The sequence below is a fragment of the Neisseria sp. P0001.S005 genome (assembly GCF_051963715.1).
Window position 1 is genome coordinate 1 of the sequence record NZ_JBQCTZ010000064.1, and the last position, 18190, is coordinate 18190.

Genomic DNA, 18190 nt, shown 5'->3' on the forward strand with positions numbered 1-18190 from the left:
CTTGGTTCGACCGGTTTGGGGCAGGGGGTGGCGATTCCTCACGGCCGTCACGCATGCGTGAAAAAAGCCACCGGTGCTTTTATCCGCACCAAAGAGCCGGTTGCCTTTGATGCGCCCGACGGCAAACCCGTTTCCCTGATTTTCATCCTGCTTGTGCCTGAAAACGCTACCGGCGAACATTTGGAAGTCTTGTCCAAACTTGCCGGCAGATTCTCTCAAAAAGCCATCCGTGAAGCGTTGATGGCCGCTACTTCTGCCGAAGAAGTACGTACACTCCTGAGCGAAGAGTAATTCATGCCCAGCATATCTGTCCGCCGCCTGTTTTCCGATAATCAGCACAAACTCGAACTTGCTTGGGCTGCCGGTAATTCCGGCGCGGACAACCGTATCGGTGTCGAAGCCGATAAACCCGTCTTGGCCTTGGTCGGCCACTTAAACTTTATCCATCCCAACCAAATTCAAGTTGTCGGCGTAGCTGAAGCCGAATATTTGCGCCGCTTGGAAACGGGCGAGCTCAACTACGATTTCGGCGAGCTTTTCGACATCCCCATGTCTTTGGTCATTGTCGCCAACGGCTTGCCGGTTTCGCCCAAATTGCGCGATTATTGCCATACCAACAGTATTCCTTTGCTGACTTCCAAGCAGGAAAGTCCGCACTTGATGGACGTTTTGCGGATTTATCTGCAACGTACATTGGCTACTTCCACCATCAAGCACGGCGTATTTTTGGATGTATTTGAAGTGGGCGTACTCATTACCGGACAATCCGGCTTGGGTAAGAGCGAATTGGCATTGGAGCTGATTTCGCGCGGCCACAGCCTGATTGCCGATGATGCGGTCGAACTTTTCCGTACCGGCCCGGAAATGCTGGAAGGCCGTTGTCCGCCTATGCTGCGTGATTTCCTCGAAGTACGCGGTTTGGGCATACTCAATATCCGCCATATTTTTGGCGAAACCTCTATCCGTCCGAAAAAAATCCTCCAGCTGATTATTAATTTGGTTCCGGCCGACGACGGATACATGAAACAACTCGATCGATTGAGCATCCGTACCGAAACAGCATCTATCCTCAACGTCAGCGTCCGTTCCGTTACCCTGCCTGTTGCAATCGGTCGAAACTTAGCAGTATTGGTTGAAGCTGCAGTGCGCAATTACATCCTTCAATTGCGCGGTAAAGACAGCACCAAAGAATTCCTCGAACGCCATCAAACACAACTCAAAGAAAACGAACAAAATCATGAAAATCGTCCTGATTAGCGGCTTATCCGGCTCAGGAAAATCCGTAGCCCTCAAACAACTCGAAGATTTAGGCTATTATTGCGTTGATAATCTGCCTTTGGAAATGTTGCCTTCGCTGGTGTTGTACCATATTGAACGCGGTGAAGAAACCCAGCTTGGTGTCAGCGTTGATATCCGTTCCGGTATCAATATCCAAGAAGCGCAAGAGCAAATCCAATATTTGCGTGACGAAGGACATCAGGTCGAAGTCCTCTTTGTTGAAGCAGAAGAGGGCGTGTTGGTTCGCCGCTTCTCAGAAACCCGTCGCGGACATCCTTTGTCCGGTCAAAACCTGACTTTGTTGGAAAGCCTGCAAAAAGAACGCGAGTGGCTCTTCCCGCTTAGAGACATTGCATATTGCATCGATACTTCCAAAATGAACGCGCAGCAGCTGCGTTATGCTGTGCAACAGTGGCTCAACATTGAACGTGTCGGTTTGCTGGTCATTCTTGAATCCTTTGGTTTCAAATACGGCGTTCCCAACAATGCCGACTTTATGTTTGACATGCGCAGCCTGCCCAATCCGTATTACGATCCGGAATTGCGCCCCTTTACCGGCATGGACAAGCCTATTCAAGATTATTTGGGCCAGCAGCCGTTGGCTCAAGAAATGGTTGATGACATCGACCATTTTATTAGCCGCTGGCTGCCGCGCCTGCAACAAGAGAGCCGCAGTTATGTGACGATTGCCATCGGTTGTACCGGCGGGCAGCACCGCTCCGTTTATGTTGTGGAAAAACTGGCCGAGTGCCTCAAAGACCGTTACGAACTCCTTGTCCGCCACCGTCAGGCACAAAGCTTGGCAGGACGCTAACTTGCCGTTTCAGACGGCCTCAAAGGAAGAAACCATGAAAAAAATCAGTCTGACTGCATTATCCCTGCTTATCTTGACCGCCTGTGCAACAGAGCCTGTCACTGCTTACCGTTGGCACCGTACCGGCGCGAGCGAAGCTGAAGTTTCCCGCCAAATCAATACCTGCAAATCACAAGTTCAAAATGGAACCAAACGTGGCGATACATCCAAAACGTTTGAGCAATGTATGGATGAAGCAGGTTATTACAGCTACGAGCATGGCAACCTCTAAATCCTGATTGACCGATTATCCAAATACTGAGGCCGTCTGAAAAACAATGATTTTTCAGACGGCCTCAGATACGAATAGAAAGAATAAAAAGACATGGCTATCCAATGGTTTCCCGGCCACATGAACAAGGCAAAAAAAGCCATTGCCGAACGCATTAAAAGCGTTGATATGGTGATTGAGATGCTGGACGCGCGTATGCCTGCTTCCAGCGAAAACCCTTTGCTTGCCCAGTTGTCCAAAGGCAAGCCCAAACTTAAAATTTTAAATAAACAAGACCTTGCCGATCCCGAGCGCACCAAAGTTTGGCTCGAACACTACAACAGCCACCAAGATACCCGCGCCATTGCGCTTGATTCTTCCGAAACCGGCGCGCATGGCAAAATTACCCAAGCCTGCCGCGCCATGATTCCGCATCGCCAAGGTATCGAGAAACCGCTGCGTGTCCTGATTTGCGGTATCCCCAACGTCGGCAAATCTACCTTGATTAACGGCATGATCGGCAAAAAATCTGCCAAAACCGGTAACGAACCCGGTATTACCAAAGCCGAACAGCGCCTTTTCCTTGCCGACGATTTCTGGCTTTACGATACCCCCGGTATGTTGTGGCCGAAAATTATTGTTGAAGAAGGCGGCTACAACCTTGCGGCCGGCGGTGCAGTCGGACGCAACGCGCTGGACGAAGAAGAAGTGGCGCTTGAGCTTTTGGATTACCTCCGCCGCCATTATCTGGCCCTGTTGCAAGAGCGCTATCAAGCCGACAAAGATCCAAGCAGCCATTGGGACGATACTTCTTGGCTGGAGTGGATTGCCAAGAAACGCGGTGCGGTTTTGAGCGGCGGACGGGTCAACTACCAAAAGGCTGCTGAAAATATCCTGATCGATTTCCGCGAAGGCAAAATCGGCAGAATTACGCTGGAAACGCCAAACCAATGGGAAACTTGGCTGAAAAAAGCCAGACAGAAAGAGGCCGAACTTAAAGCCATTCGCGAAGCCAGAAAGGCGGAAAGAAAAGGGCAGCAGCCTTCAGCCGATTAATATAAAAGGCCGTCTGAAATCTATTTTCAGACGGCCTTTTGTTGGAATAGACAATTTAGAGGACGGTACGGCTGAAGCTGTCCAAGGTTTTATCGGTTTGGATTTGGTTGAACTGCATGATGGTTTTGTCGCCTTGCTTTTCGTCCAATTCGATTTTTCGTACCAGCGTATCGCCGTTGATTTCGATACGGTTGAAGATCTGACGGGTAATGGCGGTTTTCGGAGTTAAGGTCAACGTCCATTTTTTCTCGTTGCCGTTTAATTTCAAATCAAATTGTTTTTCCAAGCCTTGGGTATTGCCGCCCAAAAGGTCGAGGAAGAGTTTGATTTGGCGGCTTTGGCCGTTGAGCTTGCTGGCGTTTGGGTTGACCCATTGGCTGCCGTTCCATTGCATGATGCCGTCTGAACGCACGCGCAGAGTGGTTTCAAATGGTTTTTGCATTTTCCAGAGCAGGCCTTTTTGTGGGACAAGGGTAAAGCTGCCGCTGGTGGTCATGGGTTTGCTGAGGGATTTTAGCTGGCGTTGTTGGACAAAATTGCCTTGCACGTTTTGCGGTTTTTGCAGGGTTTGTGCCAATTCGGCAGGGGAAAATGCCCACAAAGCCGGAGCGCTGATGAGGAGAGTAAGAGAAAGAATGGTTTTTTTCATTGTGCTTCCATAAGGTCTGAGGCCGTCTGAAAGTTCAGACGGCCTTTTATTGCTTTAATTATAAGGCTGACAAGGCCTGATTAAAGGTTGCGCTTGGACGCATCGCTTGTGCGGCTTTTTCAGGATTGGCTGCGTAGTAGCCGCCGATGTCGACCGCTTTGCCTTGTACGGCAGAGAGTTCTTCAACGATTTTGGCTTCGTCGGCAGTCAAAGCTGCTGCCAATGGCGCAAATGCGGCTTTCAGTTCAGCATCTTTGTCTTGCGCTGCCAATTCTTGCGCCCAATAGAGGGTGAGGTAGAAATGGCTGCCGCGGTTGTCGAGTTCACCTGCTTTGCGTTTAGGCGATTTGTCGTTCAACAGCAGTTTTTCGGTGGCGGTATCCAGCGTGTCGGCGAGGACTTGGGCTTTGGCGTTGCCGGTTTTTTGCGCCAGATGTTCAAACGATACGGCAAGCGCGAGGAATTCGCCCAGTGAGTCCCAACGCAAGTGGTTTTCTTCGAGGAATTGTTGGACGTGTTTCGGTGCGGAGCCGCCCGCGCCGGTTTCAAACATACCGCCGCCATTCATCAATGGAACGATAGACAGCATTTTCGCGCTGGTACCCAGTTCCAAAATTGGGAACAAGTCGGTCAGGTAGTCGCGCAGGACGTTGCCGGTTACGGAGATGGTGTCTTCGCCGTTTTTCAGACGGCCCAAGCTGAACTTGGCGGCTTCTTCGGGAGCGAGGACGCGGATGTCAAGGCCGTTGGTATCCAGTTCGGCAAGGTAAGCTTTAACCTTGGCGAGTAGGCTCTTGTCGTGCGGACGGTTTTCGTCGAGCCAGAATACGGCCGGGGTATTGCTCAGACGGGCGCGGTTGACGGCGAGTTGTACCCAGTCTTTAACCGGAGCGTCTTTGGTTTGGCACATACGCCAGATGTCGCCGGCTTCAACGTCGTGTTGCATCAGGACATTGCCTGCTGCATCAACCACTTGAACTTGGCCGTCGGCTTCGATTTCAAAAGTTTTGTTGTGTGAACCGTATTCTTCGGCTGCTTGCGCCATCAGGCCGACGTTAGGAACGGTGCCCATGGTTGTCGGGTCAAACGCGCCGTGTTTGCGGCAGAAGTCGATGGTTGCTTGGTAAACACCGGCATAGCTGCTGTCGGGAATCACGGCTTTGGTGTCTTGCGCTTTGCCATCTTTATCCCACATACGGCCGGAGTTGCGGATCATCGCAGGCATGGAAGCGTCGACGATGACATCGCTGGGAACGTGCAGGTTGGTGATGCCTTTATCGGAATCGACCATCGCCAAATCAGGGTTGGCGGCGTAAACGGCGGCGATTTCGGCTTCGACGGCGGCGCGGGTGTCCGCATCCAGTTTGTCCAGATTGGCCAGCAGGTTGCCGAAGCCATTGTTGACGTTGACACCTGCGGCAGCCAGTTTGTCGCCGAATTTTTCAAATACAGGCGCAAAGAACACTTTGACGGCGTGTCCGAAGATAATCGGGTCGGACACTTTCATCATGGTGGCTTTCATGTGCAGCGAGAATAATACGCCTTTTGCTTTCGCGTCTTTCACTTGTTCGGCAAGGAAGGCGAGCAGGGCTTTTTTGCTCATTACGGTCGCGTCGATGATTTCGCCGGCTTTCAGGGCAACAGGCTCGCGCAGCTCTTTTTTGTTGCCTTGTTTGTCGGTGAATACGATGGATACGGAAGTCGCTTCAGGTACGGTAACGGATTGTTCGTTATGGAAAAAGTCGCCGCTTTGCATGGTGGCAACGTGGGTTTTGGAGTCTTTCGTCCATGCGCCCATGCTGTGCGGATGTTTTTTCGCAAAGTTTTTTACTGCTTTAGGGGCGCGACGGTCGGAGTTGCCTTCGCGCAGGACTGGGTTTACCGCGCTGCCTTTGATGCGGTCGTAGCGTTCGCGTACGGCTTTTTCTTCATCGGTTTGAGGGTCGGCAGGATAGTCGGGAACGGAAAAGCCTTTAGACTGCAATTCTTTAATCGCGGCAGTCAGTTGAGGTACGGATGCGCTGATGTTCGGCAGTTTGATCACGTTGGCGTCGGGTTGTTTCACCAGTTCGCCCAACTCGGCAAGCGCGTTGGGTACGCGCTGAGCTTCGGTCAGATGTTCGGGGAACGCCGCCAGAATGCGGCCGGACAGGGAAATATCGCTGGTTTTGACTTCGATACCGGCATGGCGGGTAAACGCCTGCACGATTGGCAGCAGGGATTGAGTGGCCAATGCAGGAGCTTCGTCGGTGTAGGTATAGATAATGGTGGATTTAGTCATGGGATTATTCTCTATGTAGGTTAAGTTTTTCTTTTCGGGCACATTGCGAGAAGAAACGTGCTAAGCCTATTATGGCATATTTCGGCGGATTTGGTTGTTGTTTTGATGTTATTGTTTTTTAAGTTGCGGAAAAGAAAAAGGCCGTCTGAAAAGACGACCTAAATATTAAGGACTTATCCGATAATCAAAACGGCATTGCTGCCGCCGAAGGCAAATGACGAGCTGGCGGCAATGCGTTTTTCAGACGGCCAGCGGCTGTTTTCGTTGGTCAAAGCGATGTTGGGCAGCCCGGAATCGGGTACGTTGTCCCATTGTTGCGGCGGCAGTTTGCCTTCGGGATTGTATTGGCGGTTGGCCATTAACCAGGCAAACGCGGCTTCAATCGCACCGGCTGCTCCCAAGGTATGGCCGGTGGACGGCTTGGTTGAGGTGCAAAGGGTGTGGCTGCCAAATACTTCGGCAACGGCTCGGCTTTCCATGCTGTCGTTGTGTTGCGTGCCGGTGCCGTGCAGATTGATCCAGCCGATGTTTTCCGCTTTCAAACTGGCTTTATCCAAAGCGGCCTGAAAGGATTGGGCTGCACCCAAACCATCGGGGCGGGGCGAAGACATATGGTAGGCATCGCTGCTTGCACCATAGCCGAGCAATTGCATTTCGCCGTCAAAATCGGCATCGCGCGTCATCACGAAAAATGCGGCCGCTTCGCCGATATTGATTCCGTTGCGGTTGGCAGAAAAGGGCTTGGCGATGCCGTCTGAAAGCACTTCCAAAGAGGCAAAACCATTAATCGTCAGCGCCGAAAGCGTATCTGCGCCGCCGCAAATCACGGCATCACACAATCCGGCACGAAGCAGTCGGGCTGCGCTGATGAGGGCGCGTGCGCCGGAAGTGCAGGCGGTGGAGACGGTATAGCGCAAGCCGTCCAAACCGTAAACTTGGGCGATAAATTCGGAGGGAGAAGCCATGGTGTGTTGCAGTTGTTTGAACGGAACATCCGTCCACTCACCACCTTGGACAACGTGTTGGAACAAAGGGATATTTTCGTCTGCGCCACTGGTGGACGTACCGGTAACGACAGCAACCCTTTCTTTGCCGTAACGGGCAATGGCCGTCTGAATCAGTCCGTCTATTTGCGAAAGCGCGTGCAGGATAAGCTGGTTGTTGCGGCTGCGATGCGCTTCGGGAATGTTGTCGGGCAGAGGCATCAGGGTTTCTTTGACTGCACCGAAAGCATGCGTTTTGCCTTTTACCCATTGGTCTGAAAAAGTCAAGGGCGTGTTTTCAGACGGCCTAAGTAAGGCATCGGCATGAACTTGCAAGCCGCTGCCCAATGCGCTGGTCAGTGCCGGACGGCTAAGATAAACAGGAGTATTCATGGATTAGTCTTCTGCAATCGGGCTGACCGTCCAGAAAGTTTGGTCGGGGAAGCCGATAAGGAATTGTTCGGAATGATGGGCGACACACCACAAATCACGCTCGCGATAGCTGAATACCGCACCTTTGCCATCAGGGCAGAAGCCTTGATTAGTGGCATTTTGTTGACGGGCTTCAGGGTAAAGCGTGGCGGCGTGTTCGGCGGCCAAAAGCGGCAACAGGGCGGCAAATAGTCGGCGCGAAGCGGCATTGGGCATCACAAAACCGTCGTTTTTCCAGCCTTTGGTGCTGACCGATTGACGCGATACCGGCGCACCCAGTGCATCGGTTTGGACAAAGCGAATGCCGTCTGAATGAGGCTCGACTGCCAAGAGATTGGTTTGAACGGTCTGCCCCGCCGCATTGGTCTGCTCGAGTTTAAACCATTGGCCTTCTTTGGAAAGCGGCGGCAGCGTTTGCGGATGGGGGAGCGAGGTCGTGCATGCGGAAAGCAGCAGTGCGGCAAGCAAAGGGATAAATCGCATAAGGTTTTATCTATCGGCCAAAATATTTAATGGTGTGGATAAAGTTTCAGACGGCCTGTTCTGTTTTCGGGTTTGGCCGTCTGAAAGGCATTCGTCCTTATTCTACCTTCAAATCGCCCACCAATGCGGCAAGTGTGGACAAGCGTTGCTCGGATTTTTCCACAAATGGATTGTTCGTATCCCAAGCGTAGCCTGCCAAAATAGATGAAATCATGCGGCTGATTTCAGGGCTGCGGTTGGGCGCATAGATGGCGTTTTGGAAGCGGAAATCGTACCAGCCGGTTACATAAGTGCGGAACGCGTTCACGCCGATCATCAGCTGGTCGGCAAATTCGGTTTGCCAATCGGCGGCTTCGCCTTTGAGCTGTTTGCCCAGTAAATTGGCAGCCAGTTTGGCAGAGTGCAGGGCAATGGTCACGCCGGAGGAGAAAACAGGGTCGAGGAATTCGGCAGCGTTGCCTAAAAGAGCGAAATGTTTGCCGTATAAGGTTTTCACGTTGGCAGAGTAGCCTTGGATAGAGCGGAACGGGAAGTCGTTTTCCCAAACGGCTTTATCTAAAATTTCCGCCAGCATCGGGCATTCGTACACAAATTTTTTCAACACGGCTTCTGATTCGCCGGCCAGTTTGTCGGGCGTGCCGACAACGCCGATGGAGCAGCGGTTGTCGCCGAAAGGAATCAGCCAAATCCAGACATCGCGATGTTCAGGATGCGTGTTGATCAGGATTTTGTTGCGGTCGAATTTCGGGCTGGTGATGTTGTCGTCGATATGCGTGAAGTGGGCTTGGCGCGGAGGCAGCTCGGACGGGATTTCCAAGTTCAAAAGGCGGGGCAGGACACGACCGTAACCGCTGGCATCCAAAACAAATTTGGCGGTCAGTTCATAGTTTTCGCCTGTATCGGTCGCAACGCTCAAGCGTGCTACATCGCCGCTGTTGTCAAACGCGGTTACGCCATGTCCGAAGCGGACATTGATGCCTTGTTTTGCCGCTTCATCAATCAGGATTTTGTCGAAGATACCACGGCGCACTTGATAAATAGTACCGGGGCCGTCTGAAAATTTTTCAGTAAAGTTGAAATCTGTGTAACGGCTGCCCCATGAAAACGCAGCGCCGTCTTTAAATTGAAAGCTGGGCTCGGCATGCACTGCATCGGCAAAACCGGCTTCTTCCAACATTTCCATGCAATGCGGCAACAGGCTTTCGCCGATGACAAAGCGCGGGAAATGTTGTTTTTCCAATACGCAAACTTTAAAGCCTTGTTTGTTCAGCAAAGCGGAAGCAACCGAACCTGAAGGGCCTGCGCCGATAACGGCAACGTCAAATTCTACGGACATTTGAAAATACCTTTGATTTTAATGATAAAAAAATGTTTAAACTAGCGTCTGAAGTTTTTCAGACGGCCTTTTGCAACTTGGCGATAGAAGTTGAAAAAAATATCGCTTCAACTTCAATCGCCTTCATCTTTTGTCTAATTTTTCAACAATGTGCCTGCCAGCCAAATATTGAATGCCACGCCGATGGTAACCGTCATGCCGAACGCGGCAACGGCGGGTGTGCTGCTGATGGCGAGCAGGGCAAAGGAAATGGCTGTCGTTGCGGCGGCAAGCAGCATACCGCCTAATTTTGCCGGCGCGCTGTGGTGTGCGGTGGCAGCATAGACGGCATAGTCCACGCCGATGGCGGATACTAAAAGCAGGCCGAACATAGCAAACAGGCTGACGGGAATGCCTGCCAAACCGAGTACGGCAATGGTGCAGATGGCGGCGGCCAGCGGCACGGCAAGGATTTTGCTGCCGTGTTTGAAACCAAACATTTTCCACAAGAGCAGCCATGCCAACGCATAGGAAGCCAGTTTCAACCATGCGGCCTGATTGCGCGTGTGGTGGAAAAGTTCGTTTAAGTGGGCGCGTTTGTCTGCCCAATGTACGCCGGAGACGTGTTGCGCCACGGCGCGTACGGCGGCTTCATCGGTCATGCCGTTCAAACGCACGACGGCAGCAAAACGGCCTGGTTCCACTTCGCCCAAATACAAGGAACGCCAAGCTTCTGCCAAATCGGTATTCAGGCCGTCTGAAAGCGACAATGGTTGTGTATCGGCAGCTTGAAGCAGGGCATCGCGCACGGTTTTGCGCGGAATACCGATTTCTGTAAGTGGTTTCCAGCTATCAGGCAACTTAGTCAATTCGCGCAGACGGTTTTGCAGTTTTTGTTGTTCCGTTGTCGGCAGGATGAATTGGTCGGGCGATTGGATGCCGGAAAGTTTGCCTTGCGCGATTAAGGGCTGCAGGGCGCGGCCGAATTCGGCGGTTTTCTTCAACAGGGCATCTTCACTTTGTGCTTCGGCCACCAAATATTTGCCGCCAAAATCCGTACCGCTCAACTGGCCGATTTGTTGTACTTCGGTCAACATCGCGGTCGGCATATTGACCCATTGACGGATGTCGTCACGCCAGTCGCTGCGCCACAGTCCGACTGCCAGCAAAATTCCGCCTACGATTAACCAGCCGCGTTTGTGCAGGCGGTTTTTCAGACGGCCTGATAAGGAATAGAGCTTTTCGGTTAATGCGGCAAAAGGCACGGTTTTGGCACGGTAGCGGCGAAACAGCGGCGGCAGCCATAAAACGGTGGCACCAAACGCACCAAATAAGGCAAAGCCTGAAAATACGGCGGTTTGGCGCAATACAGGCAAAGGGGTAAACCACAGCAGCGCATAGCCCAAGACGGTAATTGTCAGGCTGACGGCAAAACTTGGCAAGACATGTTTCATTGCCGATTCAGCCTGCCAAACGGTCTTTTCAGACGGCCCGAATACCGACGGAGCAAGCCAGTGCAACGGGAAATCCACCAACATACCCACCAGGCTGGTGCCGATGACGATGGTCAGGATATGCACTTCGCCAAAGGTTAATAACGCAACCGCCAATCCGGTCAACATACCGGCTGCCAGAGGCAAGGACAGCAAAAATACTCGGCCGCTGCGGAAGACCCACAACAGCAGCGCAAAGGTCAGCCCAAGTCCGATCATGCTCATCAGTCGGCTTTCTTTTTCTGCGGCTGCTTTGGATACGGCGGCGAACAATGCACCACCTGCGCTTAAGGTTTCCGCGCCGTTTTCCGAAGCGATTTGACGGCTTTGCGCCATCAGCGGCAAGAGGGCATCGTTGCCGGAAAATTGATCGCCGCCGGCGAGCCGTCCGCGCAAAAATACCCAAGTTTTGCCTTTGTCTTCGGCAAAGAGCATGCCGTTGTCCATGTCCCACTGCAAGCGGCTTTGCGGATTGGCTTTGTCGGCAACAAAGCGTCCGAAGCCCAGCCAGTCTTGTTCTAAAGACAAAGGCGAGGGGGCGGCAAACGGATTGGCCGCAGCTTCTGCACGCGTTTGAAAATAGGCTTGCGGTTGCTCAAACAGCAGGCGTATTTCGTCTTGCGGCAAAACTGCCAAACTCAGTTTCTGCATATCCGCTCGCACTTTGTCCAAATTCGGCGTCATGCTGCTGTCGACTTGTTCAAATATGCCGCTTTTGCGCCATGCGCCGGCAATTTGTGAGGCCGTCTGAAAAGCGGTTTCGGCATCGGTACTGCCTGCAAGCAAAATGACTTGCGAATTGAGCTGCACTTCTGCGGCTTTATCCGCGGCCGTCAGTAAGGCATCAGGTTGCTGCTCGCTTGGCAATAACGCGGTCAAATCGGTTTGGATACGCGCTTGTGAAGCAAAGGCATAAACCAAAAACAGAGTAAGAAACAGGATAAGGGCAGTATAGAGGCGGTTTAGGAGGCGAAGATTCATCGTTCAGACGGCCTTTTGCAAATGCTGCTGTTGGTGTGTGGAATAAGTAAAAGTGCAGTAAATTAAATCAGATTATTATTATTTTGTCAGTTGTTAGATAGTTTGCCGGTCGGTTAAATCATTGGGCTTGAGCGAGCCGAAAAACTGCCATTGCAGAGTGACGGCTTTTTCCTTCCAAACGCAGGCAAGTGCCATCGTATCCGCCAAAATCGCGCTTGTGCCGTGCCAATCGGTTTGCTTTCCAGCGCGTAAACTGACGGGTTGCCCTGAATCGAAAACATAGCCGACCGATTTCATGTCTGACGGAAAATCCAAATTCGTCGCTTTAATCAATGCTTCCTTGAAACACCACAATCGGTAAAACGTTTCAGACGGCCAGTTTGCCGTTTCTAAATAGTTTTGTTCTTCCTGCGTGCAGACCAAAGCCGACAACGCTTTGAAATCGCGCGGGCGGATAAATTCGATATCGACACCGGCTGTTAAGGTATGAGGCGCACACAATAAAGCGGCAAAGCCTTGGCTGTGGCTCAGCGATACAGTCGCTAAATCGGTTTGCTGTTTTAATGCGCGACTGACTTGCCAGTCTTGACGCTGCGCCAGTTGAGGTGTGGCAGTCAAACGTTGGGAATCGGCTGCATTTAGAGACGCATGGTCGTAGCAGGCGGCAAAAGACGGATCGGCCAGCAGGCAGTGAAGGGGTGTTGTATCCATAAAATAGAAAAATGCCAAACTTCATATTGAAGTCCGGCATTTTTGACATTGCTTAGTGGAAGCTGCCTTTCAAAACCACACGGCTGTTGAATGTAGCGATGTGGCATTCGTACTCGTTACCGCCTTTGGTTACTTTGTCAAAGTAGCTAACCAGATGAACGGATTTGGCTTTTTTACGAAGTGCAGTGCTTTGGAAGCGTTTAACCGCGCTCAGGAATGCGCGTTGGCAGGTTTCATCAGGAGTTTTGCCGACTGAGTTGGAGATTTGACGGGAAGTCAAAGTCGCACCGGATGTGCTGCCGTAGTGAACGCGGATGCTAGGATCCAAAGCGGATTTGGCTTCGGCAGAGTTCAAAGCCACATCGACTTTACACATATAGATATCGTTTTGACCTTTGCCATTGACTTTATGGCCTTCACCCATGCTGCGGCAGGCAGAACCGGCTGCAGTTGTTTTTTGAGTAGAAGTTTGAGAGGAGGAAGTAGATGGTTGGGAATTGCCGGATTGTGAGCAGGCGGCAAGCATTAGGGCGGATACGGCAACCAAAGCAGAAAAACGTAACATACGAACTCCTTTGTAATAATGGGCGTAGAAAAAGTTTACAGAAAGCAGAATCATTTTAACATATATGAAAGAAGTATAAAAATAGGGTTATGCAAAAAAATATTATATTTTTATTTAAATGATTTCATGGCGTTAAGAAAGTTTGAGGCGGTAATGCTTGACGAAGGAAGGGAGAAAGCGTATATTGCGGTCTTCCTTAGGAGTAATGGCTGAGAGGCTGAAGGCACTTCCCTGCTAAGGAAGCATGTGGGGTCAACCTGCATCGAGGGTTCGAATCCCTCTTACTCCGCCAAATATGAAAGACACCGTTTATACGGTGTCTTTTTTATTATCCGGAATTTCTTGAAAACCAAGGCCGTCTGAAAGTATGAAATGAACGATTTGATTATTCTAAACAAGCCTTATGGTGTGATTTGCCAGTTTTCTGCACATGAAAAACATCAGTGCCTTAAGGATTTTGTCGAGAAACCGGGATTTTATCCAGCCGGACGTTTGGATACGGACAGCGAGGGCTTGTTGCTGCTGACCAATAATGGCCGTTTGCAGGCGCAGATTGCCGACCCGAAATTTAAGCAGATTAAAACTTATTGGGCGCAGGTGGAGGGTTCTCCAGATGAAGCTAAATTGGATTTATTGCGCCGTGGCGTAGATTTGGGCGATTTTGTCACCCGTCCGGCCGAGGTCAGGGTATTGGAAGAAGGCGAAGCGGATGTTTTATGGCCGCGCGTGCCGCCGATTCGCGTGCGCAAGTCCGTGCCTGATTTTTGGGTAGAAATCAAAATTTCGGAAGGGAAAAACCGTCAAGTGCGAAGGATGACGGCGAAAGCAGGCTTGCCGTGTTTACGCTTGGTTCGTGTGGCGATAGGCCGTCTGAATCTGTTTGATTTGAATTTGGAATTGGGACAATGGCAGTTTGCGCCGCATCGTCCTTAGATAGGATGAATAAAGGCTGTCTGAAATATTCAGACGGCCTTTTGTTATGGAAAAATTAATGATGTGAATGGCCGATTTGGAAGGTCATTGTGGTGTAGTTTGCCTGTTTTTGGCACACACTTTGATCAGGGAAATCGGCTTTGTGTTCTACGCTGGCCTTCCAGAAACCTTGGCGTAATGGAATGATGCTGACTTCGCCTTTGTCATCGGTGGTATCAGAGAAGGCTTGGGCTTCGGTTTTATGGGTTTTGCTGCGGTCGCTGGTGTCGAAGCCGTCAAATGTAGCGGTAACGGTGGCGTTAGGCAGCGGCTCGCCATTGAAGAGGACGCGGACTTTGAAGCGTTCGCCGACGTGGACGTTGGCAGGGTTGTCCAAAGGTACGATTTCTAAATGTTGGCCGACTTGCTTGGTGATGATGGCGGTATCTGCGCTTTCATGACCGACATTGACGATGTTTTTACCGAACATACGGGTTTGCTCGCAATAGCTTGCATCAGGCATTTCTTTGATGCTTGCCTGCTTCCAGCCCGCGCTGTTTTTTGACCAGAAAGTCGGTTGGTATTCGGCGGTTACCAAGTAGCTGCCGTCTTTGACCGGCAATTTGCTGCGGTATTGGTAATTGTATGTACCTTTTTGAATCATGTTTTCTTTGCCTTTTTCAGTCACCAGTTGCATGGGTTTGCTGAAAATGTGCAGGCGGTCTTTGGCGATGGGCTCAAGCTCCGGGAATTCGCCATAGCCCAATTCGGCTTCAAGGTATTCGCCGCCATGTGTGTGGGCGGTTTCAACCCAAACGCGGTGGGCGTGTGCGGCAGTGCTGAACAGGAAGGCGGATGCGATAAGCAAAGCAGTTTTTTTCAAGATTTCTCTCCGATTTTCGATGTGTAGAAAAGATAGAATAAAGCGTTCGTTATAATATAACAAAATTATTTAAATTTAAAGAGAGGCCGTCTGAAAGTTTTCAGACGGCCTTTTAGTTGATTGTTTTTTGAGGCGGATTACCGAAACGGTTTAGTCCCCGTCACGACAAACATCAATCGCTTCCTGCAAACTGCTGACGCCGTAGATTTTCAGGTTTGGAAACTCTTTGGCATTGCGCGGCATATTGGCTTTGGGAACGATGGCGCGTTTGAAGCCGAGTTTTTCCGCTTCTTTGAGTCGCTCTTGTCCGCGTGCAACAGGACGGACCTCGCCGCTTAAGCCGATTTCGCCGAATACGACGGTTTTTTCAGGCATAGGGCGGTTGCGGAAGCTGGAGAGCATGGCGAGGATGACGGCTAGGTCGGCGGCAGGTTCGCCGATTTTGACGCCGCCGACGGCATTGAGGAATACATCTTGGTCGAAGCAGGCAATGCCTCCATGGCGGTTGAGGACGGCGAGCAGCATGGCGAGGCGGTTTTGCTCGAGGCCGACGGTAAGGCGTTTGGGGGTGAAACCGTGTGCGTCATCGACCAGTGCCTGAATTTCGACCAAAAGCGGGCGGCTGCCTTCCTGTGTGACCAAAACGCACGAACCGGGCGTGTCGTCGCGGTAGCTGGCAAGGAAGATGGCGGACGGGTTGGATACGCCTCTCAAACCGTTTTCGGTCATAGCGAACACGCCCAATTCGTTTGCTGCGCCGAAGCGGTTTTTGATGGCGCGTATCATGCGGTAGTTGGAATGTTGGTCGCCCTCGAAATACAGCACGGTATCGACCATGTGTTCCAGCACGCGCGGGCCGGCAATTGCGCCGTCTTTGGTAACGTGTCCGACCAGTATTATGGCGATGCCCATCTGTTTCGCCATACGCGTCAGTTGGGCGGCGCATTCGCGTACCTGCGATACGGAGCCGGGGGCGGAAGTGATTTGGTCGGAATACATGGTTTGGATGGAGTCGATAACCACGACTTCGGGCTGATGCTGTTTCAAGGCCGTCTGAATCGCTTCCATGCGGATTTCGGCAAGCAGGTTCACGCCTTCGGTGGGCAGCTCCAAACGTTGTGCGCGCAGGGCGACTTGTTGGGCGGATTCCTCGCCGGAAACGTACAGCACTTTGCGGCTTTGCGCCATTTTGGCGATGGTTTGCAACAGCAGCGTGGATTTGCCGATGCCGGGGTCGCCGCCGAGCAGGATGACCGCGCCGTCAACCAAACCGCCGCCCAATACACGGTCGAGTTCGCCCATGCCGGTCGGATTACGCGGCACTTCGGTCGCGGTAACGGCGGAGAGGGATTGGACGGTCGAAGTGTCTGCCGCCCAAGATTGGAAGCGGGCATTTTTCGGCTCGGGCGCGGCAAGGCTTTCCTGAAGCGTGTTCCACTCGCCGCAATGCGGGCATTTACCCTGCCATTTCGGGGAAGTACCGCCGCATTCGGAACATTGGTAGATGGTTTTGGGGGCTTTTGCCATGATGTTTTCCCTGTGGAATATTTGATGTGTGAAAAGGTCGTCTGAAAACAATCATATCGTTTTCAGACGACCTTTTTTATTGAGAAATAACAGGTTTATTTTTTGCTGTCTTTATCCGCATCTTTTTTCGGTGCAGGTTTTTTCGCTGCTAAGCCCAAAGATTTTTGCCATTCGGCTGGATTTTTCACCAAGTCCAAGGCTTTACGGAGTTGATCGTCTTTGGCCGGATTTGGAATGCGGCGGCTGGAGATGTCTTCGTCTTTATCTTTTTTGGACTTGTCTTTATCGGCTTTGGTTTCTGTGTTGGCAGGTGTTTCAGTGCTGCTGTTGACGTCTTGGCCGCCCAACGGATTGCCGATATGGCCGACCAAATCGGCTTCGCGGCTTTCAAAGGCGCGGTCTTTATCTTTGACTTCAACGTCAGGAACAATGCCTTGTGCTTGAATCGAGCGGTCGTTTGGCGTGTAGTAAAGGGCGGTGGTCAGTTTGACTGCGCTGCCGCCGGAAAGCGGAATCAGGGTTTGCACTGAGCCTTTACCGAAACTTTGTGTGCCGACGACGACGGCACGTTTGTGGTCTTGCAATGCGCCGGCAACGATTTCGGAAGCGGAGGCCGAGCCTGCGTTAATCAGGACGGTCATCGGAATGGTTTTCAGCTCGGCAGGCAATCCGGCCAACGGGTCTTTGCCGCTGGTGGTGATGTAGTCTTCGGCAGTTGCTTTGAGAACCATGCCTTCTTTTTTGTTGCGGCCTTTGGTGCTGACAACGGTTACGTCAGGCTGCAGGAAGGCTGCGGATACGCCGACTGCACCGTTGAGCAGGCCGCCCGGGTCATCGCGTAAGTCGAGGATGATGCCTTTGAGCGGGCCTTTATTTTCTTTGACAAGGGCTTGTGCGGCTTCGTTGAGTGCGGCAACGGTGCGTTCTTGGAATTGGGAGACGCGGATGTAGCCGTAGTCTTTTTCAAGCAGGTGATGGCGTACGCTTTTGACTTTGATGATGGCGCGGGTCAGGTTGACGACGATGGGTTTGTCGGCATTTTTGCGTGAAAGGGTCAGGGTGATTTTGGTACCCGGTTTGCCGCGCATTTTTTTGACGGCTTCGCTGACGGTCAGGCCGCGTGTAGAGGTATTGTCGATTTTGACGATGAAGTCGCCACTTTTCACGCCGGCGCGTTCTGCTGGAGTGTCTTCAATCGGGGCAACGACTTTGACAAAGCCATCTTCTTGTCCGATTTCCATGCCCAAGCCGCCGAATTCGCCGCTGGTGGACTCTTTCATTTCGGCATAGCCTTTTTTGTCCATATACTCGGAATGCGGATCGAGGTCGGACACCATGCCTTTCATTGCACCTTCAAAGAGCTCGGCGTCTGGTTTGTCTTGGTAATAGTTGGCTTTGATTTGGCCGTACACTTCTGCCATGGTGCGGATGGTTTGCACGGGCAGGGCCTCGTTGTCTTTTTTGTCTTTTTCGGCGGCAAAACTTTGTACACTCAGACTGAGGGCGATGCCGCTAAACGCGCCGAGAGTGTAGATTGCAACTTTTTTCAAAGTGGATTTTGTTGACATTCGTTTGAC

Annotated in this window: 17 protein-coding genes and 1 tRNA gene; 7 read left to right on the forward strand and 11 right to left on the reverse strand. The window is 51.6% G+C overall.

What is annotated here, in order from left to right; all coding sequences use genetic code 11:
* The 5 genes from ACTHSP_RS09720 to ylqF all read left to right on the forward strand — a co-directional run.
* Positions 1-291: PTS sugar transporter subunit IIA (locus ACTHSP_RS09720; protein ID WP_440346025.1), on the forward strand; the 291-nt coding region annotated here is incomplete at its 5' end.
* A gap of 3 nt (positions 292-294) precedes the next feature.
* On the forward strand, positions 295-1257 hold the full coding sequence (hprK, locus tag ACTHSP_RS09725) for an HPr(Ser) kinase/phosphatase (RefSeq protein ID WP_003685274.1): 963 nt from the start codon (positions 295-297) through the stop codon (positions 1255-1257).
* On the forward strand, positions 1238-2092 hold the full coding sequence (gene rapZ, locus ACTHSP_RS09730) for an RNase adapter RapZ (RefSeq protein WP_049351429.1): 855 nt from the start codon (positions 1238-1240) through the stop codon (positions 2090-2092). Before hprK ends, rapZ begins: the two co-directional genes overlap by 20 nt.
* 34 nt (positions 2093-2126) lie before the next feature.
* Positions 2127-2363, forward strand: coding sequence for a protocatechuate 3,4-dioxygenase (locus ACTHSP_RS09735; protein WP_049351430.1), 237 nt, complete (start codon positions 2127-2129; stop codon positions 2361-2363).
* Positions 2364-2456: 93 nt separating this feature from the next.
* Complete coding sequence (gene ylqF, locus ACTHSP_RS09740) at positions 2457-3398, forward strand: ribosome biogenesis GTPase YlqF (protein WP_049351431.1); 942 nt, start codon at positions 2457-2459, stop codon at positions 3396-3398.
* A gap of 55 nt (positions 3399-3453) precedes the next feature.
* On the opposite strand, the gene ACTHSP_RS09745 is transcribed toward ylqF, so the two are convergent.
* From ACTHSP_RS09745 to ACTHSP_RS09780, 8 genes are all read right to left on the reverse strand, one after another.
* Positions 3454-4047, reverse strand: coding sequence for a LolA family protein (locus ACTHSP_RS09745; protein ID WP_049351432.1), 594 nt, complete (start codon positions 4045-4047; stop codon positions 3454-3456).
* 58 nt (positions 4048-4105) lie between these two features.
* Positions 4106-6328, reverse strand: coding sequence for an NADP-dependent isocitrate dehydrogenase (locus tag ACTHSP_RS09750; protein WP_440346026.1), 2223 nt, complete (start codon positions 6326-6328; stop codon positions 4106-4108).
* A 173-nt stretch (positions 6329-6501) separates the two neighbouring features.
* Complete coding sequence (locus tag ACTHSP_RS09755; protein WP_440346027.1) at positions 6502-7704, reverse strand: beta-ketoacyl-ACP synthase; 1203 nt, start codon at positions 7702-7704, stop codon at positions 6502-6504.
* A 3-nt stretch (positions 7705-7707) separates the two neighbouring features.
* Positions 7708-8226 carry a hypothetical protein gene (locus tag ACTHSP_RS09760; protein ID WP_070630865.1) on the reverse strand — a complete coding sequence of 173 codons (519 nt, stop codon included), beginning with the start codon at positions 8224-8226 and terminating at the stop codon, positions 7708-7710.
* Positions 8227-8323: 97 nt separating this feature from the next.
* Positions 8324-9562 (reverse strand): NAD(P)/FAD-dependent oxidoreductase, encoded by a 1239-nt coding sequence (locus ACTHSP_RS09765; protein WP_440346028.1) that lies wholly within the window; start codon positions 9560-9562, stop codon positions 8324-8326.
* Between the two features lie 134 nt (positions 9563-9696).
* On the reverse strand, positions 9697-12015 hold the full coding sequence (locus tag ACTHSP_RS09770; protein WP_440346029.1) for an MMPL family transporter: 2319 nt from the start codon (positions 12013-12015) through the stop codon (positions 9697-9699).
* 93 nt (positions 12016-12108) lie between these two features.
* Complete coding sequence (locus ACTHSP_RS09775; protein ID WP_440346030.1) at positions 12109-12726, reverse strand: 4'-phosphopantetheinyl transferase family protein; 618 nt, start codon at positions 12724-12726, stop codon at positions 12109-12111.
* 52 nt (positions 12727-12778) lie between these two features.
* Positions 12779-13291: a hypothetical protein gene (locus ACTHSP_RS09780; RefSeq protein ID WP_224783511.1), complete on the reverse strand. Its 513-nt coding sequence runs from the start codon at positions 13289-13291 to the stop codon at positions 12779-12781.
* A 199-nt stretch (positions 13292-13490) separates the two neighbouring features.
* Between ACTHSP_RS09780 and ACTHSP_RS09785 the strand changes: the two genes are divergently transcribed.
* Together ACTHSP_RS09785 and ACTHSP_RS09790 are read left to right on the forward strand one after the other, a co-directional pair.
* Positions 13491-13583: transfer RNA gene (locus ACTHSP_RS09785), tRNA-Ser, on the forward strand.
* An 80-nt stretch (positions 13584-13663) separates the two neighbouring features.
* A complete protein-coding gene (locus ACTHSP_RS09790; protein WP_049351439.1) occupies positions 13664-14224 on the forward strand; it encodes a pseudouridine synthase in 561 nt (186 codons plus the stop codon).
* Between the two features lie 55 nt (positions 14225-14279).
* Here the strand turns inward: ACTHSP_RS09790 and ACTHSP_RS09795 are convergent, their stop codons facing one another.
* The 3 genes from ACTHSP_RS09795 to ACTHSP_RS09805 all read right to left on the reverse strand — a co-directional run bounded on the left by ACTHSP_RS09795 (position 14280) and on the right by ACTHSP_RS09805 (position 18181).
* Positions 14280-15086, reverse strand: a complete 807-nt coding sequence (locus ACTHSP_RS09795; protein ID WP_049336457.1) for a DUF4198 domain-containing protein — start codon at positions 15084-15086, stop codon at positions 14280-14282.
* A 150-nt stretch (positions 15087-15236) separates the two neighbouring features.
* Positions 15237-16613, reverse strand: coding sequence for a DNA repair protein RadA (gene radA / locus ACTHSP_RS09800; RefSeq protein WP_049351440.1), 1377 nt, complete (start codon positions 16611-16613; stop codon positions 15237-15239).
* A 95-nt stretch (positions 16614-16708) separates the two neighbouring features.
* A complete protein-coding gene (locus ACTHSP_RS09805; protein ID WP_049351441.1) occupies positions 16709-18181 on the reverse strand; it encodes a S41 family peptidase in 1473 nt (490 codons plus the stop codon).
* Positions 18182-18190: the final 9 nt, after the last annotated feature.